Below are 21625 nucleotides of genomic sequence, written 5' to 3'. Positions count from 1 at the left end.
CTTTTTTTATGCCGTTATATGGTGTTGTATGGTGTGATTTATAGCTTGTGTGTATGTATCCTGATGTGTATCCTTTGAGTTTGATTAATTTAGGGATACAAGAGAGATGAAGAGATCGGAAATCAAACGCCGTCCTCTACAGGATGCAACTTTAAGCGGCTTGGAACCTGAGTTAAAAGAATACAGAGAGATTGATAGCAATGGTTTATATTTCCGTGTAAAACCTGATGGTAATAAATCTTGGCAATTAAGATATAAAAAGCCAAATGGTGCTTGGTCTTGGTTTGGTATAGGTGGTTATCCTGAAATCAGTGGAAAATTAGCAAGACAAAAAGCAGCAGAAGCAAGACTATTAATTGCTAATGGTATTGATCCTAAAGCACATCGTGACGAACAAAAACAGGCGTTGTTAAACAGTGATCAATTCAGCTTTAAAAATTTGGCAGAGGAATATTGCAACTCAAAAAATTGGGTGGATGGCACAAGAACAAGAAATATAGGTGCATTAGTCAATCATGTATATCCAATATTGGGCAATCGTGATTATAGAAAAATTACTAAGAAAGAATGGTTAAGCTTAATTCAACAGATTCAACAAAAACTACATCCAAAAACTGGTAAGCCTATCGTTGAAATGGGGAATCGTGTTAGAGGATTGTGCAAAGACATTTACGATTTAGCAGAAGTAACAGAGAGAATTGATCATAATCCTTTATCAGGAATTGAAAAATTTATAGCTAAGCATAAGAAACAAAATATGGAGCATGTAAATATTGATGAATTGCCACAATTACTTGTTGATATTAGGTCTTATCCAAGCCCAACAACGTCAATAGCATTGCAATTATTGAGTCTATTAGCATGTAGACCAAATGAGTTAAGAGAAGCTACGTGGGATGAATTTAATTTTGAAAAATCAATATGGGTTATTCCATCTGAACGGATGAAGAAAAGAATTGAACATACAATACCTTTGCCGAAGCAAGCTTTAGCGTTATTGAGTGAATTAAAATCATATTGTGGTAATAGTCCTTACTTATTCAAAAGCCGTAGTAATTCAAGTAAACCAGTTTCAAACAACACATTTAATAAAGCATTGAAATCTATGGGCTATCAAGGTCGACAAACTTCTCACGGCTTTAGACATATTTTTTCAACACAGCTAAGGGAGTTGGGTTTTGACCGTGATCATGTAGAAGCTGCTTTAGCTCATAAAGTTGGTGGTGTTGAGGGAATTTATAATAAGGCAATTTATATTGAACCTAGAAAAGAAATGATGCAATCATGGGCTGATTATTTGGATAAGTTGGTACAGAGTACAATCAAAATAAGTGCAGCATAAAGTATTTTCAAAAGACTAGAGTAATGATTAGTGCTAATTAATTATTTTACTTTCTTTAATATTTTACGTGGTAGACATAAGACTTAATAAATTCATTGCTACGGATATTTTAAAAATAGATATCAATTTTTTTTAGGGGGGTAGAAAACTTGCTAAGTAGGCTTAGGTATAGCGATGCTAATTTTTCATTTGTATAAGTTGAGTAAATTGGTATATTGAATCAAGTATATTAATATTTTTAAATAGCAACTTATCTTATAAAATTATTTAATTATCTTGTGGTTACACCTATATGTTAAAAGAGTTTTAATAATAAGTTTAAGTTGCATGTCATTGAAGTGAATATTAGTCTTTTTAGGTATTATTTTAATATACTACGGTGATAGGTGTTAATTTTAAAATTGGTATAAAATGCTAATAAAATGTAATTTTGTGCAATAGACATTTTGGAAAGTCATGATATATTTTTAAATATCAAGACATCTTATCTCGAAAAATAAATTTTAACTTTCATTAGTGAACTTCACTTTTGAGAGTTTTTTGTTATTCTTTTAGCTGAAAAAGATATTGATCGAATACCTCGTCATCAGGTGTTTTGGGATAAATTCTAAAAGGACTTAGCAGAAATTTTTTACTGCTTTTCAACTTTATCTTTTGTTCCACTATCCAGCAATCACATCCTTGCCATAACTCAATTTCCAAGATTTAGATTTTTCGAATTTAAGGGCTTATCGTCTTTAAAAATTGGAGCAATCGTATCTGTATCTATGGGTTAGTGGCTAGCGTACGAGTATTTTTTAGTGAGTTTCACAAGCCTTATAACATAGTGGTGACTGTGAAACTCCTTTATAGCATGCTATTGATTCTGTACTTCAAAATAAGCCTATTTAACTTTTCTGCACATATTCACTGAAAGAATTGATGTGCAAAGTACCTAATGGCTAATCTAAATGTGTAGCAGCTACAACAGAAGTATTCTGAATTAATAGTTTTTTAAAGCATATTGCCTATCTAAAGGTAATTCCCAAAAGGAGAAAATTTAAGGAGATTCAAATTATGGTTAACAGAAATATCATTAATGGTATTGAAATTTTTAAGCTAGCTGATAATCAAGATAATGTTAGATCAATGTTTAATGTGCTACATCGTGCTAAGGAAAGCATGATAAATCCTAAAATGATGCATTACGTAGCAGAGATAGATCAAGTAAACCTATTCCCTAAAAGATTTATTCAAGCTTTTAAAGAAATTTTTAAGAGCGAGTGGAAAATAAATGAAAAAAAAAGGAAGAAAAGGAATTGTGGTGCTAGAAAGAGAAGCATTCCTGATCTAGAGATAATTTATAGTGTGGAAAGTAAATTGATAGAACGGGATGACGGCAGTGGAGAATTGGCACCCTATCGATTTAATCATATTCATATCATGCTTATCGTGGACATAGGGTATGGCAGATATGGAAAAAAAGAAATAAATCATATTGTAAATTGCACACTAAATAGAATTCAAGGTTTGGAAATTAAAGAACTTGAGGATGATTTTAGTATTGGATTTTTGAAGTTTAGAAAACATGAATATATGACGGCTGAGTATCAGGATTTATATTGGCATGATTTAAAACTAGAGTTTTCTGATGCAGTGAAAAGGGCAAGTTACTTATGTAAAACGAGTCAAAAGTCTATGCTTCCAAATAGGTTTGTTAGGTGTTCTTTTAATGTAACACGAATGACAAAATCTAAAAATTTTGAATGTGAAGCAGCCGCCTAAGTATTAATTAATAGTAAACATCAATTTCAAGTGTGTTTTAAGCATGTTATAGCCATTTTATAAGTTCGTTGGTGCTTACCTATCTTAATGTCTTAAGGTGGCTGTAATTGCTTATAAATACGTTTAAAAATCGAGGTAAAAGGAGAAAAATTTGATTATAGATTTAAATGAAAATTATCGTGTGGAAACAGATGAACTCAATTTCATTCTACAAGAAAAGAGAAGAGCACGCAACAGGGCGACTGGTGCTAATACTGTAAGTTACAAGAATATTGGCTACTACCCTAATCTAAGCTCTCTTATCAAGGCTTTACTTAATAGAGAAATATTATTGTCTAAAGTAGTAACTTTCCAAGATTTAGAAAATTTTTTGGAAGAAAGAGTTAATTCTATAGTTGATATGCTTGCACATATAACACTTAAAGAAACTCAACATAAGGTGAAAAATTAATTGAATGTAAGGAGGTAATAAATGATTGCTAATGAGAGTTTTGGAGGTATTAGAGTATTAAGGGTTAATATGAAGCAAGTATGTGAAATGTTGGGTTGCAGTCGAGATATGATTAATAGATATAGACGTGATGATCCTACATTTCCCCAACCTTTTAAAGAGGGTGATACTAGGCAAGCAACAGCTTTTTTTGATTATCAGGAAATAATTGATTGGTATGAAAACTGGAAGAAAAGAGCACGAATGGATAATCAAAGTATTTTGGTTGCATGAATCTAATGAAAAAAACACGGCATTCCTTTTATGGGGTGTCGTGTTTTTTTTAATTTAATTATGAGAAAGGACCATTCTTATTAAGACCTAACGCTTCTAGACGTGCTTCTTGTCTTAACTTGTCTGTATGTTTGTCAGCTAAACTTGGAATTAAAAAAAGGTCAATGAAACACCAAATTACAGTAATTGCAATAAGAGGTAAAAACACAAAAGAAAAAATAGTTGCAAGTAAAATAATAATTCCTGATGTTGAAGAGTCTAGATAAAATCTATGTGCTCCAAGACCTCCAAAAAAAATTAATAATAAATATGCAACACCTTTAGATTTTTTCTGATTTGAAACCTTTTGTTCTACAAATATTTCTTGCTGTAGTGACATAGGGTGCTCCTTGATAATGATTAATATCTATTTATTTAAATGTACATTCATTAAGAATTGGGTTTCCAACAACTTCTCCTCCACCAATGCATCTCAAAGTAATAATTTGTCCTTTATTGATATTGGTAGCCTTCTTTTGGAAGTCTAAATCTCCACTTGCTATTACAGAGTTAAACTCATATTCATTTTTAGAAGATAAGTTTATAACAGCCTCATTTGATAAATCACTATCAATTGAACCAACAATTCCTGTTACTTCAATATAAGTGTCTTTATATATGTTATCAGCACGGACTTCATTGCTGTTATAGGTGTTAATCATTTTAGTTGCTGTTGTTTTTAGATAGTTGATCTTAGGTTCAGCATTGGCTGTAGTGTTTTCTAATACTGGTTCAGCCTTAGTTTGCGTTTCTTTGCCTGATTCTGTTGGCGTATTTTCTTTTCCAAAAGGAACAAAGCATATAAATAAGATTACTATAGGTAAAGATCCCCAAAAAATTTTTTGAGAATACTTATTTTGTTTCGTTAACTTACTCATTTGGTCCGAAGATTTTTTAGAGTCTAAATATTCTTTTGGTAGGGGGGGAGGTAAAGGTGGTGGCGTGCTGGAATTTAGTTGATTTCTAGTGTATTCACTCATTGGAAAGCCGCAACTAGGACAACTTTTACTGATGTCACTAATTTCTTTTTTGCACTCAGGACAAGGTACTAAAGCCATGTATTTCCCCCTTAATTTTAAATTGAAGTTTTAAAGAAATTATAAAGTTAATTTTCTTTAGAATTTCATATTGTTGATAACCGTTCATCTGATGAAATGTGAACTTGGCTACCAACTCCATCTTACTAAACATACGTAATAATACTCTAATAAATATTATTGTCCTATATATAGGGGTATTTTTTATGAGGGTGGTCTGTATGGGAGTGAATTTTTACCATGATTCTTTAGCTTTGAGCGTAGGCTTCATGAAAAGACTATCTAAAGACACTAAGGATAAAACTGATGATTGCCGTTTTATTATTTTTGGTAACAATTGCCGTAAATACAGAGAGAAAACAGGATTTTCACAAGAAAACTTTGCTCATGAAAAGAACTTACAACGTACTTTCTATGGTGATGTGGAAAGAGGTAAGCGTAACTTAACTCTAGCAAATATTTTTAAGATAGCTGATGCACTAGGTGTTAACCCTAAAGTACTATTTGATGAAATGCCTGACAGCAATGAGGTTAAAGATTTATAGCTTAATGATGTTGTATCCTCTATATTTACAAGCTCTGTAAATTAAGAAAAATTCTTATTTTTAATTCCAGTTTTCAGATTCAACAATATTTATAAAAATAGATAATAAGCAAGATTTTGTATCCTAGCGTGTATCCCTATGGAATTTTTTATTTATAAAAACAATATTAAACAATAACTTGTTTAGTTAGTTTGGTAGTCGCCATCCCACCAAAATTCTCTATATAAAAAAGCCACTTATCATAAGTGGCTTTTTTATTGACAGGATTTTGACAGGTTAGACTATTAACGTTACCAAGATTTTATTCTCGATTCATTTTTGATCTTCTTTCCTTCACTATCCATAAGAATATAATTTTATCTTTGTTTAATTTGACTGACTCTTTTAGGTTAAATCATAAGAAGTCCATATTGCTTTTGAATTGATGCTTTGATTAAAGTAAAATATTTATAAAAGAGCTTCAATTATTTTGGATCATTTTCCCATTTTTCAGCTAATTTTTGAGTTTCTGCATAAATAGCTTTACGTCCTTCTTTTCTTCTTAGTTCCATTACATAAGGTTCCAAAGTTTTCCAATCACGCACAAGAATTCCTTTTTTCATTCTTTTATATATTTTTTCATCTAATGCTTTTTCAAAGATACCTGAGGCAATAAACTCATAATGGTTTAAAATCGTCATTATTACTTCATTCTCTTCTGGATGATCTGCTAATTCATCACAAGCTAGTTTTGTAAAATTTATTTTCTCTTTTTTATATTGGCCAAATTTTTCCTTTATATCTCTAAAACTCATATCCTGTGTTTCAGATAAAACAAGGTCAACAGTTGCACGTTTTTTTGCTTGAGCTTCATTTCTCCATAAAGTAAAAATAGCAATGATTGCACTGAAAAGAAAAACTAAAGTTTGTATCCAAAAAGCGATATTTCCGCCCCAGAGTGTAAAATCTTGTGGTTGTTGCATAAGTATATTTAATATAAAGAAATTAAATAAGATTATATCCAAAAACAAAAAGCCACTCTATATAAGAGTGGCTTTTTTGTGAGATTAGAACTTTTAGAAGTCCCATCCCTCTTTCATAGTTTTATCGCTAAGTAATATAATAGTTGTATTTTTTTTCATAGGTTTCTCCTATAGTTTCCTTGTGGATAACTGTATGGATTACTATTATATCTAGTATGACAGTGAGGACAATGGGTTTTATAATTATATTTTTATAGGTATTTTGGTATTTTTGTTTTTGTCAATAGTTGTCCCGGTTTTTTTGTGATTTTTTTATTAACATCCGTAAATTTTTGCAGGTAGTATTAAATAGTATGTAGGAACACACTTTGAAATTTGGGGAAGTTTCAAAAAGATGATTACTCTGCTGGGGAGCGGTTTAATAAAACGGTAATCATCTATTTTTAAATAATTTATAAGATTTGGTTAGACAAATGAATGACTTAATAACGAGATTTTTAAGTAATCTGGGGCAGTGGCATGACGTCGCATTGACGATTACCAAAGCGATTATTGCAATAGGGGTATTGTGTTTAGTTGCTTATCTTTTAACAATTAGCTATATCCCTTCGGAAATTAGCTTTGGTGATACGCTTATTTTTTTACTGATTTTTGCAGCATTTTCTATTGTCTATACTGCGTTCTGCATGATGCTATTTTTCTTTGGTATCTCTTTAATGCCCGTAACTTGGTTCATCTTAAGTGTAGTTGATAAATATTTGCCATCTCATGTAAGAATTGGACAAAAACTTCCTTTTCCAAAGATTAGTATTATCACATTGGGAGTATCTATTTACCTTCTATATATTATTCGTGTTTTATTTTTATTAGATTGGAAAATTAATGCCTATATGGGTATTACAGTAAGTCTAATTTCTTTATTTTATTATGCTTTTTATGTTAATCAGAAGAGAGTCAAAGAATATCGTTTAAAGTTTGAAAATTTAAGAGATATTATTGATGATCCTAAAGCAAGTGAAAATCTAAAAACTTTTGCAGAAACAAAGTTAAAGCAATTAGAAATATGGATTAAAAACTCTATACAATCAGCTCTATTTCTTATTCTTACTCCACTAATCTTCATGTTCTTGATTGGAGATGTTGGCAAAATTTTTTTACATTACACAATGCAAAAAACTGGTGTAAGAATAGAAAAAGCGAACTTATACATCAAAGAACCTTATGCCAATCTAATTGAATTACCAAAACTGACCACTAAAAAACTAAGCCAAGACCAAATTTTTATTTTTAGCGGTATGGAAGTTCCTTTTCAAGGAATTGGTAAAAACACTTTAGTTTCTTACAGGGTCAAAGAGATTGAAAAACAGATTGTGATTCCTAATGAATATATTACTGTAGAGCGAACTCAAAAGGCCGATAAGTAAATGTCTAATAAGCAAAGATAATTACTATCTTTGCTTATTAGATTGTGAAAGAAGTGATGCCGCTAATGATTTTGTAGTATCACTATATTTGTCACTTTGTAATACTTTTGATGCTTTTGTCTCCATCTCACTTCCTGTTTGTTTACTTGAATGTGTTTGAGACAAGGCAGAAGCAGCTAATTGTTTTTGTATTGCCGAAGATGAAGAGTCTCGTAATACATTCGATGCCAAAGAGCTTACTGCTTTAGATGTTTGTTTTGTATTTTTAGACATAATAAATTCTCCTATGGTGATTAGTCTTTTTTGTGATTTTTCTTATATCGATAGAAAGCCACTTTCTCTCGATATTCTTTTAGGGCTTCTGGGTGATCTGTTATAAATTTCCCCATTCTTTTTTTTCCACCTTTATATTGATCATTTTCCCTCATCTTTTTAAGATCGGCTTTATAACCCCCTGATTTTGTAGCTCTGATAAAAGATGCACCAGCAGCTATACCTTGATTAACGAAATAAGGGGTAGCGATATTTGTAAAGAAATATGAAGTTCCATACGCTGATTGCTTAGCTAAAGTGTTTATAGGCAATAAAATAATTTGCCCCTTTTCTTTTTCTTCACCGATAAGAGCATGAGGTAAGTCAAAAAAATCTGATTTCCATTCATTATCTAAATGACAAAAGTAATTAACTTTTTTATTTATTCTCTCTAATGGGATATTTAGCTCATTACATTTTTCTTGCGTAAACTCTATAAAATGTTTCATCCCTAGGTTTATCGTTATATCTGAAATAGTATCTAAACCTAATCCTTCAACAACTAATATTAATTCTTCTAAATCTTCAATTGCACCAGACATAACTGCTTCAGAAGAAGTTAATGCTTCCAGCAATTTAGCTGCTTTTATTTCTCCAGCTCCTCTGCCTTTATAACTTTTCTTTGTCCATCCAATCCCTGTGCCTTTAGGTTCCTGAAAGTGGCTACATAATTCCGTCGCCAAAGTGTGATTATCATCTTTTAAGGCGGTTAATAAAGTTTCCATAAATGCCTTAATACATTTATGCGCATTCATGCAATGAACGTTGTTAGTCATTGCCACACTATAGGGGTCTAGAAATACCTTTGTATCTTTTTCCAACTGCAAGTTAAGAAAGTCTAGAGACTCGGGCGGTGGTACCTTAAAAAAATCAAGAAATGTAGTCAAAGTTTAAACTCCAATGATACTGAAACATGATAAAAAGTTCGCTATACCGAACTAAGATCATTATTTATACTAAATTTTACATAGTCAAGCTTTTTTTTACGCTACTCCGAACTTTTTTCTTGTAAAATATACTCAGTATCAATCAAGAGGCATATGAGATGGCAAATACACTTGGTGATAAAATCAGATTTCTTAGAAAAGAAAAAAAACTTACTTTAGAAGCCTTAGCCAATAATGCTGGATTAAGTAAGAGTTACTTATGGGAACTAGAAAATAGAGAATCTCAGAAACCCTCAGCAGAAAAGTTATTATCCATAGCTCAAGCTTTAAAGGTTGATGTTGAGTTTTTTTTAGAGTCAGATGTAAGAACTCCTGAAGAAAAACATATTGATAATGCTTTTTTTCGTGAATATAAAAATTTAAATTCTCAAGAAAAAGAACAAATAAGGAATATAATGGCAGTGATTAAATCATCATCAGGTTAATAATAATGGATGAGAAAATAAATCCACCTAAAGCTGCTAATAGGTTATTAAAGATTGTAGACGTTTTTTTTCAGGTACAAGGTTTAGATAAATTTCCTATTAATGTTGATATGCTTGCATATGAAACTGCTAATATTTTTAAGTGGAATGATCCTATTACTGAAATTAAAGAAGTTTCAATAAAAAGATTTGATGGGGCGTTGTTTAAAAATAATACTAATCAATGGACTATATTATATAATCCTACTGTGGAATCATCGGGAAGAATTTTATTTACAAAAGCTCATGAACTTGGACATTACATACTTCACAGAACATTACAAGATGAGTTTCAGTGCGGTACCGATGATTTTCAAAGTTATGAAATAGCTTCTATTGAAACAGAAGCTAATAAATTTTCATCTTATTTACTTATGCCTATAGATGATTTTAGGATGCAAATTGATCAATCCGATTTGATCCAATCCTTATCTTTATGTGCATTGAGATATGGCGTTTCATTAACTGCTGCAATATTGAAATGGCTAGAATTTACTGATGAAAGTGCAATTCTAATTAATTCAAGAGATGGTTTCATGAATTGGGCAATTTCAAGCAAGGTTGCTCTAAAAAATGGAGCATTTTTCAGAACAAAGAAAAATATTATTGAAATACCTGAAAAATCTTTAGCAGCGAATCTAGAAATTATTGAATCTAAACAAGGAGAAGAAATTAAAGCAACTATCTGGTTCCCATACACCTGTAAGGACAGCTCAATAATAGAATATAAAATATATTCAGAAAAATATGACCATATTTTAAGTTTAGTTGTATTACCACGTACTTTAAAAGTTTGGAAGCCAAAAGATTTAAATTAATCTGGATAAGTAGATTTAAAAAACATAATTGGAGTATTACTGATTAGATGAATAATTAAATTCATTTTACTCAAGGCCCCCATGCTACAACAGAAGTTTAATTTTTTGCGCTGATTTAAAGTAATCTACCGTTGCGACACAGAGATAAGGGAGCTAAGCCAAACGCTTAGCCCATCTCTTCTTTATCGCACCGCCGCATCACGCTAAAAAAAGTAGGGGCAAAGTCCTGTGGGAGAGCAGGACTTTGCAAACTGACATGTTCTAGACGTTGCATGAGTTTATGCGAATACACTTGTTCAAGCCGTTGGTAAATACAGTCGCAACTGGCTTGGGTGTGCCCACCAGACAGGCAAATTTTTTCAAAATCCTGCTGAGTGTGAATGTCGCAACCAGAAACACCGTAATCGCCTATTAAAAGGCTTAAAGCCAAAATAGGTTTATAAAGTTTCATATTATTCTCGTGATAATTTTCACTAAGTTATTAATAAAAAATAAGCCGCTTATATTTAAAGTATTAAAATCATTTAAAAAGGGAATAGTTAACCCGCCTGTAATACAGGAAAATAAAATGATTAAACTTTTTAAATTAAAAGTATTTATAAATTTAAAATATTTTAGGTGAGAGAAAGCCTAAATTTTAAATAAATAAAATCACGAGAGAGGATAGGGGATTAATATAAAAAATGTCATGGTCAACTCCTTAAAATTTATGGAGCTCTACCACCAAAGATCACCGTCAATTGATTATGGTGGTAGAACGGAAGAGGGTTGACAGACCGGACATACAGAACCAGCACACCCGAAGGTGTCCCCCTTCCGCCCTACCGCAACATGAGGGGGACGGTGGTTTTCACACAAATTTCTCCCTCAGAAGGATAAATCTGATGTGCTGTATGTAAAACGGTCTGTCAAAACCGACTGGCAATGTAGGCCAGCGAGACCATAATAATCATAAGTTTTTAACAGGTCAATTCAATTTAAATAAAATATTATAAAAAATTAAAATATAAATTTATATTTTAATTAAACTCAAAAGTTTATCTATTTAAATGGGTAAATTAATAAATATAATAAAGTTAAACTAAACGTTTAACTTGTTCTTAAAATGTATAACGGTAATTAATAAATACACGGTGCTGGTCCCAATCTTTACGGGTCATTCCATTTATTTTTTCACCTAGATTTGAATTTTCAAACTTTGACTCATAATGCAAAAATGAATAACGCACATCTAAGTTTTTTACCCACGGCAAGGCATAACTCACCGTGAAGTCAAAGTAACGCTCTTTACCTTCAATATCACTGCTAATGTTACTTTGGTGAGCGCCAAATCCATAAATATACTTCGCTTCGGTTTTTAAACCTTTCACATAGTCTTTCCAGTTATATTTCAGCCGAAGGGCAACCGCGGTTTCATCGTTATTGGTAAAGTCAGGGCCAATGGTCGCAGAGGTCGGAAACGGATTAGTACCGTGATCTTGCGTCAAAACTGAGTTGCGGTCAGAGTGCACGGCAAAGTTATCTTCTATCCAAAAACCATCAAACTTTGAAACAGCAATGCCGCCTTCGAGGTTATTCTTGGCTACATTTACATCGACAAAATAACCATTACCACGGTTGTTAATGTCTTGGCCTTTGACACAGTCCAGCTCGGTTTCGGCACCACACTTAAACAGCTTGCCATCATCACGTGAGAAAAAAGCACCAGTGTTGAATGTCCATACCAAGCCATGAAAGGGCAATTTATATTGAGCAATCGCCCCGTACTTTTTTAAATAATCTTTGCTATTTAAATATTCGGCATTCACGCTCCAGTTTTTGTACTGATATTTGGCGCCAAGTAAACCGACATAATCAATCCGCTCGTCATTTTCAGTCACCAGTTTTTCAAAACTGTCCATGCTACGCGGTTTCCAGCGGTCATAGTAAGCAATGTAAGTTTGTAGCTGATCATTCAGTTGGAACTGACCACTCGCACCCGAAAAGGTATCAGGCACTGCGCGGTTATTGGTGCTTTTAAGCAACAGCGAATCTTGCAACTGGCGGCCTAATTTAATTTCGCCTTTGTCGCCGAGTTTTGCCTTAATGTAGAGCTGTCCTAAAGTTGCAAAGTTTTGATCGAGCTTGCCATTATTTTCGACTTCTAAAAGCTGAGCGCTAGGTTTGCCGGAGTCAAACAACTTGGTGACTGCATAGAGTGAGCCATCTACCCCAAGCCAGTCCCACAAGTAAGGTGACTGATAATTTAACTCAAGCCCTAAGGCACTTTGTTCATATTCACTCGACGAAGGCGAAGGGTTGGCAAGCGTGGGGTGGGCGGTGCCTTCATCGTTCCAGTAACGGGTGTTAAGTTTTAATTCTAACTTGCCAAATTCTTGAGGAAGCTCTGCATACGCGTTGCTCACACTGCCTAAACCAATACAGCCCCATAGCAAATATTTATTCATTTTAAATTCCTTTTTTAAGCATGAATAAGCCCTTTGCCTAACGCTGAGGTTAGGCAAGCTTTTTATGAAATGGATGAATTAAGGAGAGAGTTTTTCGAGCACTTGGCCCTTGGTTTCAATGGCAAATAAGAAGGTCACTAGGCCACCAATGAGCGCCACAACAGCCAGCACACTAAACACATATTGAATGCCGTAGCCACCGACCACCAGACCGACCATAACAGGTCCAATTGCAGAGCCGGCACGTAACCAAGCGGTACTAAACCCGATGCCCATCGCACGTAGGCGAGTTGGGTAAAGTTCGGCTGCGTAAAGGTATAAAGAGAATGAAATGGTCTGCAAAATGGCATAGCTTAGCGTTGCTAAAATCACCACTTCCATCGCCGATTTTGCACCTAAAATCGAGAGGCTCATGAGAGGAATGATTGCCAAGAAAAACGCTGCACTGTACCAAGGACGACGGCCGACTTTATCAATCATTAACGCACAGATAATAGAGGCAATCACACCCACACCCGAGGTAATCCAGCCATAACCCAAACTGGTTTGAAGCGACAGACCAAAGTGTTGTTTGTAGAGAGATGGCAGCCAAGTCACCATGGCATTGTTAATCATATAGACGCAGAACCACATGCCCCACAGGGTAAAGGTACGTTTGCGGTAAATGCCTTGGAACAGCTCACGCCAGTCGGTTTTTGCCATGCCTTGCGGATTAATGTCTTTAATCACAGGTTCAGGCAAAGTTTTACCGCTTTTAATGGCACCATCTTCAAAACTTTTAACCACTTGATCGGCTTCTTTAAAACGACCTTTTGAGGCAAGCCAACGTGGTGACTCAGGTAAGAAAAACCGTAAAGGAATCACCAGTAAAGATGGAACGAGGCCCACAATAAACATGACTTTCCAGCCATAAATTGGCATCAGGAAAAACGCTGCCATGCCTGCAAACATAAGGCCCATCGGGAATAAAACTTCATAGAGCAAGAAAAACTTACCGCGCTTTTCCGCACCAATAAACTCATTAATATAGGCACTGGCAACAGGCACTTCGCCACCTGTTCCAATACCTTGTAAGAAACGGAAAATTAACAGAGACATTCCGCTCCATGCAAACAGACAAGAAATGTCCATTGCCACAAACAGTAAAATGGTAAAAGACAGTACTTTTAAGCGACCGACTTTTTCGGCAAGAGAACCAAAAAAGATGGCACCGACCAGTTGCCCGACATAGCCTGCGGCAATGATCGCACCGACATAGGCAGGAGTCAGGTGCCATTCGGTAATGAGTTGGGGTAAAGCAAAGGCAATCGCAAGAACAGTATACGCGTCAAAAAAGGTCGCTATACCAATGGTAATTCGCATAAATTGCAAACGTCCGGTGACGGGTAGCCGTTCGAGTCTTGCAATAATTTCCGCATTTTTTTGATGATGACTAATTGGTTCTACATCCGCTAGATTTGTCATCTTCTATCTCCTTATGACTACATTCCTCGTAGTTTTTTTGTTCTATTTCGCACTACCTGTTCACCACAGTTTGCATGCTTTTTATTATTATTTTTAAGTGACATGCCCGATGTTTGGCCTCAGGCAGCGTACAGGAAAAAAAGGCTAGCGTACATGCTAGCCCGAATAGAATTTAAGCAACGGCTTGGGTTAAATCGACCTTGCCAATTCCGGCTTGACGCATCGCATCATGAATTTCTTGCTCAGCACCATCTGCGAGTGGAAGCAGAGGCGAACGCACAGTGGCATGGTCCAAAATTCCGCGAGCAACCAATGCATGTTTAAGTGCTACCGTGCCTTCCATGTGTGAACCACGGTGATAAACATTGCGAGTCACTGGTAAAAGTTGGTCGTGAAGTGCACGAGCTTTAGCGTAATCTTTGGCTTTACCTGCTTTAATCATTTCAATTAAAAGCTCAGGGGCAATGTTGCCATAACCAACCAAAGCACCGTCTACATCAAACATGGTGTGAAGCAAATATTCATCGTGGCATGTCAAAATCTGTAAGTCTGGACGTTCACGGCGAATAATTGGAATTTCAACATCCCAACGGCGCATGTTACGCACACCATTTTTCATGGCAAACACACCCGGCTGTGCAGAAATATCGAGTAGAGTTTCTAGGTCGTAAGTGGCCTTCGTTGCGTCTGGATATTGGAATAAAATAGAGGGCAAACCACTTTCTTCATAAATTGCTTTATAGCGGTCTTGTGGTGCGCCTTTTTGATAGCCAAAACGCAACCAGCCATGTGAAGGGTAAATTAAACCTGCTGAAGCACCCGCACTTACGGCACGTTTTGCTTCTTCTGCTGCAACCGAAGTACCTTCGAGTGTAATCCCTGCAATTACCGGAATTTTGTCATCTACCGATTTAACAAAGCTTTCGATGACCTGCATTTGTTCTTTTTGAGACAAGAATGTTCCTTCACCTGCATGCCCAAGAACAACCAAGCCTTTCACACCATCAATGCTGCCTAACCATGAACCTAAACGTTGAATTGCATCATGGTCTACTTGTCCGTCACGGGTAAAAGGAGTCACAGGTGCTGGGGTTAATCCACGTAAATCTAAACTCATAATCGTACTTCCTATACAGTGTAATTAAATATTCTCTGGTTTTTAATCTGACTTAAATCGTGTTGTAGAGAACATGATTGGAGTATAGAAATAGGTGAGCTATGTAGGAATTACCAATTCTTGAATTTCAGTTATACTGAAAATGTATGGCTCAAAATGCTGCCTATTTACGATTTAGGAAGAATCGATGAATTATGATTTATGGAAAATATTTTTAGACGCGGTGGAACTCGGTAGCTTAAGCAAAGTCGCGATGCTACATAACACCAACCAACCGCAAATAAGTCGGCAAATGAACGAACTTGAAGCCCAATGTGGCGGTCGTTTGTTTAACCGAACTGGGCGCGGTGTTGAGCTGACCGATTTAGGCCAGCATTTACTTCCAAAAATTCGTTCATGGCTAAACGTGACCGACCAACTTAATAATGAAATTTTGCACTCAACCGATACACCGATTGGTACGGTTCGTATTGCCAGTTTGCCATCTACTGCACATCCGTTGTTATCGACCTTATATAAAGTGCTTCAACAAAAATATCCCTTAATTAAACTGTCGGTGCGTGAAGGGCAAGGGGTGCATTTAGAAAAATGGCTTGAAGATGGCAGCGTCGATTTAGCCATACTCTATCGATTTAATCCGACGCCTAAACACGGTGATGTCTATCTTACCGAAGCCGATACTTATTTGGTGGGCTGTGAAGGAGATGTGCTCACTCAGGCAAATGAAGTCGACTTTAAAGTAATAAATCAGTTACCGCTGGTTACGTTTTGCAGACCAAGTAACTGGCGCAATTTTTTAGATCATATGGCTTATGAAAATGGGGTAGAGCTGAATATTGTGTTTGAAGCTGACTCGATTAGTTTACAAACCCATTTGGTTTCCGAATCTGGCATTTACACCATGCTTGGGCCACAGGCTTTAAAAAAGGCCAGCCAATACACCTCAATTCAAGCCGCAAAAATTATGAGTCCCGAGCTAAAGCGCTATATTTCTTTGTCTATTTCTAAGCATGGTTATTTAACGCCTGCTTGTAAGGCAGTGATGGAAGAAATTAGAAATCTTGCTCATTTGCTTTAAGAGAAGTGCAGCAAAACTATGTAGTAATTAATTCAATTTATTAAACAGTGATTTAAGTTTTACTTGAATTATTGCTTGACTTGTTTAAATGATAATTATTATCATTTGTAAGTTCCTTGTTTTGAGTCCAATTGCTGTGAACAAAACTTCTTTGCTTGTAGATCAGTTATATAGAAGTCACCAAAGCTGGCTTCACCAATGGTTGAGACAAAAATTAGGTAATACTGATCAGGCCGCAGATCTGGTTCAGGACACATTTATTAAACTGCTACAAACCCGAGACGAGCTATTCGGCATTAAGGAACCGCGTGCCTATTTAACGTCGATTGCTAAAAACCTGCTCATTGACCAAGTGCGCCGTAAACGCATTGAACAGGCCTATTTAGATGGCTTGAGTCAAATGGAATATATGCTTGAAGCGGTGGCTTCACCCGAAGAGCAAATGCAAATTATTCAAGCGATTAACCAGCTTTGCAAAGCACTCGAAGGGGTCTCTGAAAAAGCACAGCAAGCTTTTATTTTGCATTACCTCGAAGGCTATACCCATAAAGAAATTGCCGAGCGTTTAAATGTGTCGACCAAAATGATTCAAAAATATTTGGCGAGCTGCTTAATTCAGTGCTACCAAAACAGACAAGACATGGACGCTTGCATTTAAATGGCCATGGATAAAAGCAAACATCACCAACTGGTTGAAGAAGCCGCGCATTGGATTGTTCAACTCAGTTCGGATGATGAAAGCTCACGAAAAACCGCCAATCAAAAATTTGAAGAGTGGAAAAAAACCAGTGAGCAACATCGCCAAGTGGCTGCCGATATTGAACAGTGTATTGGCTCAATTCAAAAACTTTCCCAAACCAGTGGACATAAAAAAGTCACTAAAGTTGCCCTTAAAGCTGGCCTAAGCTCAGGCAAAGCCTATAAACATTTACGGGCAGGAACAGCTTTTGCCATCGTGTTTGTTGCCATGAGTGGGGCGTTACTTTATTTAACTGATACCACGGTGGCCTATGTTACTGCCGATATTCAAGGGAAATCGGGGCAGTGGACCACGCAAACCTTGCCAGACGGTTCACGTTTAATTTTACGTGGTAAAAGTGCAGTCAATCTTGATTTTAAAACCAACCAGCGAGTGGTTGAGTTGGTACAAGGTCAAATTTATGTCGACGTTGCCAAAGATAAGACCAGACCGTTTTTGGTCAAAACCAGTCATGGAAAAATTCAGGCACTCGGCACAGCTTTTAGTGTCAGTTATGACTCTTCGGCAACCGAACTCAAAATGGTCCACTCAAAGGTAAAAGTAGAAGCCACACGGGTTAAAACGACCCAATTGCACGCGACTCGTCAGGCCATTGTCGAGGCGGGGCAAGCCATTAAAATGGACCAAAATGGTGTACAAAAACTTCCTGCACTTAATATCTATAACGAACAACAAAAATGGCAAAAGCATCAGCTTATGGTAGAAAACCTGCCATTGAATCAAGTGCTACAAGAGCTAGACCGCAACTACAAAGGCAAAATTATTTTTAATGATGCGGCGCTGCAACATGTGCGTGTCAATGCTGTGTTGCCTTTAGACCAAACCACAGAATCGCTTAAGCTTTTGGCTACGGTTTTTCCTGACCTGAAAATTAAGCAAATCACGCCGTTTGTGGTCATGGTTTCTTTAAAATAATAAAAAATTAAATTTATTTTCAATTTTAGGTTCCACTTTTTTGAAAGTCGTTCGTCATAGTAAGTAGAAGCAATAAATATGGATCATTTTAATCTGTTGTATTGAATGATTCTTATTACGATTTACTGGGGCGGGGCAAATGAAAAAAGCGGGAATGGGGCAAAAGCGGAATCGATCGATTTTTCGATTCTCAACACTGGCGTTTGCCATACATGTTGTGTCGATGGGTGGGCTGGTTGTGCTTCCTATGCAGCAGGCCTATGCACAAACAGCCGGAGTTAAAAGCTATAACATTCCTGCTGGTCGCCTTGCTAACGTATTGAATCAGTTTGCCGAACAATCAGGTACTTCAATTGCAATGGATGCCCAGCAACTTCAAGGGTTACATAGCCTAGGCTTAAAAGGCAATTTTGCTGTCGAGCAAGGTTTTGAGCAGCTTTTAAAAGCAACCGATTTTAATGCTGTAAAGGTTGGGCAGGGCTACACACTCAGCAAAAAATCTACGCCTCGGGTAGCTTCATCTAAGGTTCAGGCCGCTAGCCTACCGCCAAGTAGTGCCGTAATCGAAGAAGATGCATCGGTACGACTCACCCCAATTGTGGTGTACGGCAAAGAAGACCGTGACACAGAAGGCTATAACAAAGTTTATGACGCAAACCGTTCTTCGGTCTATGCGGGCAAAGACTATGTCGAGCGCTTTAAAGGAACCAACCCAGCCGATGTTTTACAAGGCATGGTGGGGGTCTATAGCGGCGATGCCCGTAACAGTGGGGCACTCGACCCAAGTGTACGTGGTGTGCAGGGCGTTGGCCGTGTGCCTTTAACCATTGATGGTACCGAACAGTCAATTGCGGTATGGCGTGGTTACAACGGGGTAAACAACCGCAACTATATCGACCCCAATCTCATTGCGGGCATTGAAGTCATTAAAGGCCCATCTTTAGAGCGCAATACCACGACTTCTGTTGGCGGCGGTGTAGTCGTTAAAACGCTAGAGGCCGATGATATTGTTCGTCCGGGTAAGTCTTTTGGTGCCGAGTTAAAGGTAGAAGGCTCAACCAACTCAATCGATCCGTCTTTGCCAGACATGAGCAAAGTGGGCCAAAACTACGATAACACAACGCCTTGGATCGACATGAACGGGGCGAAATACGACCCCGATATTTATAAAAAGAACCGTACTAGAAGTGACAACTCTAATTTTTCGGGCGATGACTTGGCGGGCCGACTGGCAATTGCGACCAAGCAAGATAAATTCGATTTACTGGCTGTTTATGCAGTACGTGAGCGCGGCAATTATTTTTCGGGGACACATGGCGCGGGCTATTATAAACGAGCGACGCCAGACAGTAGTCTCGATTTTATCCCTTACTTTGCCTATGCCTATCAACCGGGCGATGAAGTTCCCAACACTTCAAGTCATATGGAGTCGTGGTTATTAAAAGGGACCTATCGCCCAACCGATGATCAGACTCTTAAACTGACTTACCGAGATACCAAAAATATTTTTGGTGAAATTATGCCGTCTCGTATTGTTTGGGGCATTACGCCCGACTTAGGTGTTCCGCAGTGGCCTTTAAGCAATATTCACTCTAAAGCCTATAGCCTCGAATATAAATTTAAGCCTGAGAATAATCGTTGGATTGATTTCTATGCCAACATTTGGCAAACCGACACCGCAAGCCAGACATACACACGTGGTGGGTGGCCAACCACAATCGACTTTCGAGATAACACCATTATTAACACGGCGATAAGCCATTCTGACAATACGCGTAAAGGCATTACGGTCAGTAATAAAACCCGTTTGTTAGACCTGCTTGATTTGACGCTCGGTGGAAGTTTCTTAAAAGAAAAACTGACGTCTGACGATGTGTATGGTGGATTTGGCCCAAGTTATTCGCTCTATCAGGCATTACCACGGGCAGGGCGCCGTGAGGAAAAAACCTTCGACTTTAATTTTAATTATCGACCGCTGTCTTGGTTAAGTTTTGATGCGGGCATGCGTTATCGCTCGTATTGGGCTGTTGATGACTTTTTAAATAAATCTTTGCAGAGCGAGATTGACCCGAATTTAAATCCGCTGTTTACCAAAAAAAGTAGGCTTAAAGAATATACCTTTGAATATCAGACCATGCCTGAGAGTTACACCTCGACTCAGCAGCGTTTAATCAATGTTTTAAAACAGCGCTATGCCACAAAAAATCCTGAATGGGATGGGCAGCTCGATACCGTGCCTGCATCAGAGAGCACTTTGTATAACATGATCTGGTCACAGAAAAATACACTGAGCTGGAAAGCAGATGCCAATGGGCAATTGTCGCTTGCCGATAATCCTTTAAACCAGCTCAATGCCTCTGGACAAAAGTACGTCGTAACTGGCGGGAACTTTATGTCGGTGGTAGACCAAGTTCCGGTTGAGTCTGCCGATAAAGTTAAAGATAGCGGCTGGGCACCGCAGTTAGGTGCCTCAATTCACCTCACGCCAAACAGCAGAATCTATGCACGCTATGCAGAGGAATATCGCTTACCAAGTTTGTTTGAAAGCACTGTCGGTTTTTCTGCGATGTTGCCATATCAAGCAATCAAACCTGAACACGCTTTTAACTACGAAGTGGGTTATGTCTATGACATGCGTGACTGGTTCAGCACAGCGCGCAATGCCGACATTAAACTCGCCTATTACTACAACAAAACCAAAAATGTGATTGAGCGTGACCAGAACCTTATTTTTACCAATATGGATGAACAGAAACTGTCAGGTCTAGAGCTACAAAGCCGTTTTGATAATGGTGGTTTTTTCACAGACTTGAGCGTGGCCTATAACTTAAAAAATGAAGTGTGTGACACCAATAGTGCCATTAACAAAATGATTTTAGGCGGCACGGTTCAAACCGAGCAGGGCCTTGAGTTCCGTGAACCCTATCAGCGTTGTGTCGATGATGGTTTCCCAAATGGCTACTTGGTGACCATGGCTACACCTGAACTGAGTTTCCGCGGTTTGCTGGGCGCACGCTTTTTAGATGAAAAGTTAGAGCTCGGCGCGCGTGCAACATTCTACAAAGCTTATGAAAGCCCACTACGCAAAAACAATGATGCTAGCGTCAATAAAGGCTATTACCTCAATGTGCCTTTGGCGTGGGATGACACATGGATTTTTGATGCCTATGCGCGTTATCAGGTCGATGACTACAACACCGTTGAATTTGTCGGCAGCAATCTTTCTAACCAGTTTTATATCGATCCTTTAACCCGTAGTGCCATGGCGGCACCCGGCCGAACGATGAAAATTAGTTGGACCACCAAATTTTAAACAGAATTTGATTCCCTCTACACATACATAAAAGGGGAGTCAGGTAACGGTAAATAATAATATTGAATGATTATTATTTACAAACAAGCCCGAGTAGGTTTGCAGCTGGGCCTACTCAATAAACTAAAAATAGCGAAATCGTTATTTTAAATT

General features: G+C 37.0%; 21 protein-coding genes. 12 read left to right on the top strand and 9 right to left on the bottom strand.

The window, feature by feature from the left end:
* Positions 1 to 106 precede the first annotated feature (106 nt).
* From FY048_RS13950 to FY048_RS13935, 4 genes are all read left to right on the top strand, one after another.
* Positions 107 to 1342, top strand: coding sequence for a tyrosine-type recombinase/integrase (locus tag FY048_RS13950; protein ID WP_207693874.1), 1236 nt, complete (start codon positions 107 to 109; stop codon positions 1340 to 1342).
* 1056 nt (positions 1343 to 2398) lie between these two features.
* Positions 2399 to 3106: a hypothetical protein gene (locus tag FY048_RS13945; RefSeq protein ID WP_207693817.1), complete on the top strand. Its 708-nt coding sequence runs from the start codon at positions 2399 to 2401 to the stop codon at positions 3104 to 3106.
* Between the two features lie 151 nt (positions 3107 to 3257).
* Complete coding sequence (locus FY048_RS13940; RefSeq protein ID WP_207693816.1) at positions 3258 to 3557, top strand: hypothetical protein; 300 nt, start codon at positions 3258 to 3260, stop codon at positions 3555 to 3557.
* A gap of 21 nt (positions 3558 to 3578) precedes the next feature.
* On the top strand, positions 3579 to 3830 hold the full coding sequence (locus tag FY048_RS13935) for a helix-turn-helix transcriptional regulator (protein WP_151819075.1): 252 nt from the start codon (positions 3579 to 3581) through the stop codon (positions 3828 to 3830).
* 58 nt (positions 3831 to 3888) lie between these two features.
* On the opposite strand, the gene FY048_RS13930 is transcribed toward FY048_RS13935, so the two are convergent.
* The gene (locus FY048_RS13930) at positions 3889 to 4209 is read right to left on the bottom strand and encodes a TM2 domain-containing protein (RefSeq protein WP_151819074.1); all 321 of its coding nucleotides are present in this window, start codon (positions 4207 to 4209) and stop codon (positions 3889 to 3891) included.
* 31 nt (positions 4210 to 4240) lie between these two features.
* Positions 4241 to 4927 (bottom strand): OB-fold protein, encoded by a 687-nt coding sequence (locus tag FY048_RS13925; protein WP_207693815.1) that lies wholly within the window; start codon positions 4925 to 4927, stop codon positions 4241 to 4243.
* A gap of 200 nt (positions 4928 to 5127) precedes the next feature.
* Between FY048_RS13925 and FY048_RS13920 the strand changes: the two genes are divergently transcribed.
* Positions 5128 to 5451 carry a helix-turn-helix domain-containing protein gene (locus tag FY048_RS13920; RefSeq protein ID WP_254799149.1) on the top strand — a complete coding sequence of 108 codons (324 nt, stop codon included), beginning with the start codon at positions 5128 to 5130 and terminating at the stop codon, positions 5449 to 5451.
* Positions 5452 to 5915: 464 nt separating this feature from the next.
* Here FY048_RS13920 and FY048_RS13915 read toward each other — a convergent pair whose 3' ends face one another.
* A complete protein-coding gene (locus FY048_RS13915) occupies positions 5916 to 6413 on the bottom strand; it encodes a DUF4760 domain-containing protein (protein WP_446091531.1) in 498 nt (165 codons plus the stop codon).
* 473 nt (positions 6414 to 6886) lie between these two features.
* On the opposite strand from FY048_RS13915, the gene FY048_RS13910 reads away from it, so the two are divergent.
* Positions 6887 to 7837: a hypothetical protein gene (locus FY048_RS13910; protein ID WP_446091530.1), complete on the top strand. Its 951-nt coding sequence runs from the start codon at positions 6887 to 6889 to the stop codon at positions 7835 to 7837.
* A 24-nt stretch (positions 7838 to 7861) separates the two neighbouring features.
* On the opposite strand, the gene FY048_RS13905 is transcribed toward FY048_RS13910, so the two are convergent.
* Both FY048_RS13905 and FY048_RS13900 read right to left on the bottom strand, forming a co-directional pair.
* Complete coding sequence (locus FY048_RS13905) at positions 7862 to 8110, bottom strand: hypothetical protein (protein WP_446091529.1); 249 nt, start codon at positions 8108 to 8110, stop codon at positions 7862 to 7864.
* A gap of 20 nt (positions 8111 to 8130) precedes the next feature.
* Entirely contained in the window at positions 8131 to 8904 is a 774-nt protein-coding gene (locus FY048_RS13900) for a hypothetical protein (RefSeq protein WP_227558553.1), read from the bottom strand.
* Between the two features lie 290 nt (positions 8905 to 9194).
* On the opposite strand from FY048_RS13900, the gene FY048_RS13895 reads away from it, so the two are divergent.
* A complete protein-coding gene (locus tag FY048_RS13895; RefSeq protein WP_017391762.1) occupies positions 9195 to 9521 on the top strand; it encodes a helix-turn-helix domain-containing protein in 327 nt (108 codons plus the stop codon).
* Between the two features lie 5 nt (positions 9522 to 9526).
* Positions 9527 to 10378 (top strand): ImmA/IrrE family metallo-endopeptidase, encoded by an 852-nt coding sequence (locus FY048_RS13890; RefSeq protein WP_446091528.1) that lies wholly within the window; start codon positions 9527 to 9529, stop codon positions 10376 to 10378.
* A 166-nt stretch (positions 10379 to 10544) separates the two neighbouring features.
* On the opposite strand, the gene FY048_RS13885 is transcribed toward FY048_RS13890, so the two are convergent.
* The 4 genes from FY048_RS13885 to FY048_RS13870 all read right to left on the bottom strand — a co-directional run bounded on the left by FY048_RS13885 (position 10545) and on the right by FY048_RS13870 (position 15406).
* Positions 10545 to 10829, bottom strand: a complete 285-nt coding sequence (locus FY048_RS13885) for a hypothetical protein (protein ID WP_446091527.1) — start codon at positions 10827 to 10829, stop codon at positions 10545 to 10547.
* 649 nt (positions 10830 to 11478) lie between these two features.
* Positions 11479 to 12825 carry an OprD family outer membrane porin gene (locus tag FY048_RS13880; RefSeq protein ID WP_446091526.1) on the bottom strand — a complete coding sequence of 449 codons (1347 nt, stop codon included), beginning with the start codon at positions 12823 to 12825 and terminating at the stop codon, positions 11479 to 11481.
* A gap of 78 nt (positions 12826 to 12903) precedes the next feature.
* Positions 12904 to 14289 (bottom strand): MFS transporter, encoded by a 1386-nt coding sequence (locus FY048_RS13875; protein ID WP_004641688.1) that lies wholly within the window; start codon positions 14287 to 14289, stop codon positions 12904 to 12906.
* 172 nt (positions 14290 to 14461) lie between these two features.
* Positions 14462 to 15406 carry a dihydrodipicolinate synthase family protein gene (locus FY048_RS13870; RefSeq protein WP_003653186.1) on the bottom strand — a complete coding sequence of 315 codons (945 nt, stop codon included), beginning with the start codon at positions 15404 to 15406 and terminating at the stop codon, positions 14462 to 14464.
* Positions 15407 to 15593: 187 nt separating this feature from the next.
* Here FY048_RS13870 and FY048_RS13865 point away from each other — a divergent pair, with 187 nt between their 5' ends.
* The 4 genes from FY048_RS13865 to FY048_RS13850 all read left to right on the top strand — a co-directional run bounded on the left by FY048_RS13865 (position 15594) and on the right by FY048_RS13850 (position 21472).
* On the top strand, positions 15594 to 16484 hold the full coding sequence (locus tag FY048_RS13865) for a LysR family transcriptional regulator (RefSeq protein ID WP_446091525.1): 891 nt from the start codon (positions 15594 to 15596) through the stop codon (positions 16482 to 16484).
* Positions 16485 to 16620: 136 nt separating this feature from the next.
* Positions 16621 to 17142, top strand: a complete 522-nt coding sequence (locus tag FY048_RS13860; protein WP_446091524.1) for a sigma-70 family RNA polymerase sigma factor — start codon at positions 16621 to 16623, stop codon at positions 17140 to 17142.
* Complete coding sequence (locus FY048_RS13855; RefSeq protein ID WP_446091523.1) at positions 17143 to 18159, top strand: FecR family protein; 1017 nt, start codon at positions 17143 to 17145, stop codon at positions 18157 to 18159. It abuts the gene before it with no gap.
* 139 nt (positions 18160 to 18298) lie between these two features.
* Positions 18299 to 21472 carry a TonB-dependent receptor domain-containing protein gene (locus FY048_RS13850; protein WP_446091522.1) on the top strand — a complete coding sequence of 1058 codons (3174 nt, stop codon included), beginning with the start codon at positions 18299 to 18301 and terminating at the stop codon, positions 21470 to 21472.
* The last annotated feature ends 153 nt before the right edge of the window (positions 21473 to 21625 follow it).

The organism is Acinetobacter sp. 1124_18A, from assembly GCF_052824995.1.
Note: the sequence above shows the minus strand (reverse complement) of the source record. Positions and strands in the feature narration are given on the sequence as shown.

Coding starts and splice junctions, on each gene's coding strand:
- FY048_RS13900 (WP_227558553.1), bottom strand. CDS start 8,904: ATGAATGCGCATAAATGTATTAAGGCATTTATGGAAACTTTATTAACC.
- FY048_RS13945 (WP_207693817.1), top strand. CDS start 2,399: ATGGTTAACAGAAATATCATTAATGGTATTGAAATTTTTAAGCTAGCT.
- FY048_RS13855 (WP_446091523.1), top strand. CDS start 17,143: ATGGCCATGGATAAAAGCAAACATCACCAACTGGTTGAAGAAGCCGCG.
- FY048_RS13880 (WP_446091526.1), bottom strand. CDS start 12,825: ATGAATAAATATTTGCTATGGGGCTGTATTGGTTTAGGCAGTGTGAGC.
- FY048_RS13890 (WP_446091528.1), top strand. CDS start 9,527: ATGGATGAGAAAATAAATCCACCTAAAGCTGCTAATAGGTTATTAAAG.
- FY048_RS13870 (WP_003653186.1), bottom strand. CDS start 15,406: ATGAGTTTAGATTTACGTGGATTAACCCCAGCACCTGTGACTCCTTTT.
- FY048_RS13950 (WP_207693874.1), top strand. CDS start 107: ATGAAGAGATCGGAAATCAAACGCCGTCCTCTACAGGATGCAACTTTA.
- FY048_RS13850 (WP_446091522.1), top strand. CDS start 18,299: ATGAAAAAAGCGGGAATGGGGCAAAAGCGGAATCGATCGATTTTTCGA.
- FY048_RS13895 (WP_017391762.1), top strand. CDS start 9,195: ATGGCAAATACACTTGGTGATAAAATCAGATTTCTTAGAAAAGAAAAA.
- FY048_RS13925 (WP_207693815.1), bottom strand. CDS start 4,927: ATGGCTTTAGTACCTTGTCCTGAGTGCAAAAAAGAAATTAGTGACATC.
- FY048_RS13920 (WP_254799149.1), top strand. CDS start 5,128: ATGGGAGTGAATTTTTACCATGATTCTTTAGCTTTGAGCGTAGGCTTC.
- FY048_RS13910 (WP_446091530.1), top strand. CDS start 6,887: ATGAATGACTTAATAACGAGATTTTTAAGTAATCTGGGGCAGTGGCAT.
- FY048_RS13905 (WP_446091529.1), bottom strand. CDS start 8,110: ATGTCTAAAAATACAAAACAAACATCTAAAGCAGTAAGCTCTTTGGCA.
- FY048_RS13935 (WP_151819075.1), top strand. CDS start 3,579: ATGATTGCTAATGAGAGTTTTGGAGGTATTAGAGTATTAAGGGTTAAT.
- FY048_RS13885 (WP_446091527.1), bottom strand. CDS start 10,829: ATGAAACTTTATAAACCTATTTTGGCTTTAAGCCTTTTAATAGGCGAT.
- FY048_RS13915 (WP_446091531.1), bottom strand. CDS start 6,413: ATGCAACAACCACAAGATTTTACACTCTGGGGCGGAAATATCGCTTTT.
- FY048_RS13875 (WP_004641688.1), bottom strand. CDS start 14,289: ATGACAAATCTAGCGGATGTAGAACCAATTAGTCATCATCAAAAAAAT.
- FY048_RS13865 (WP_446091525.1), top strand. CDS start 15,594: ATGAATTATGATTTATGGAAAATATTTTTAGACGCGGTGGAACTCGGT.
- FY048_RS13930 (WP_151819074.1), bottom strand. CDS start 4,209: ATGTCACTACAGCAAGAAATATTTGTAGAACAAAAGGTTTCAAATCAG.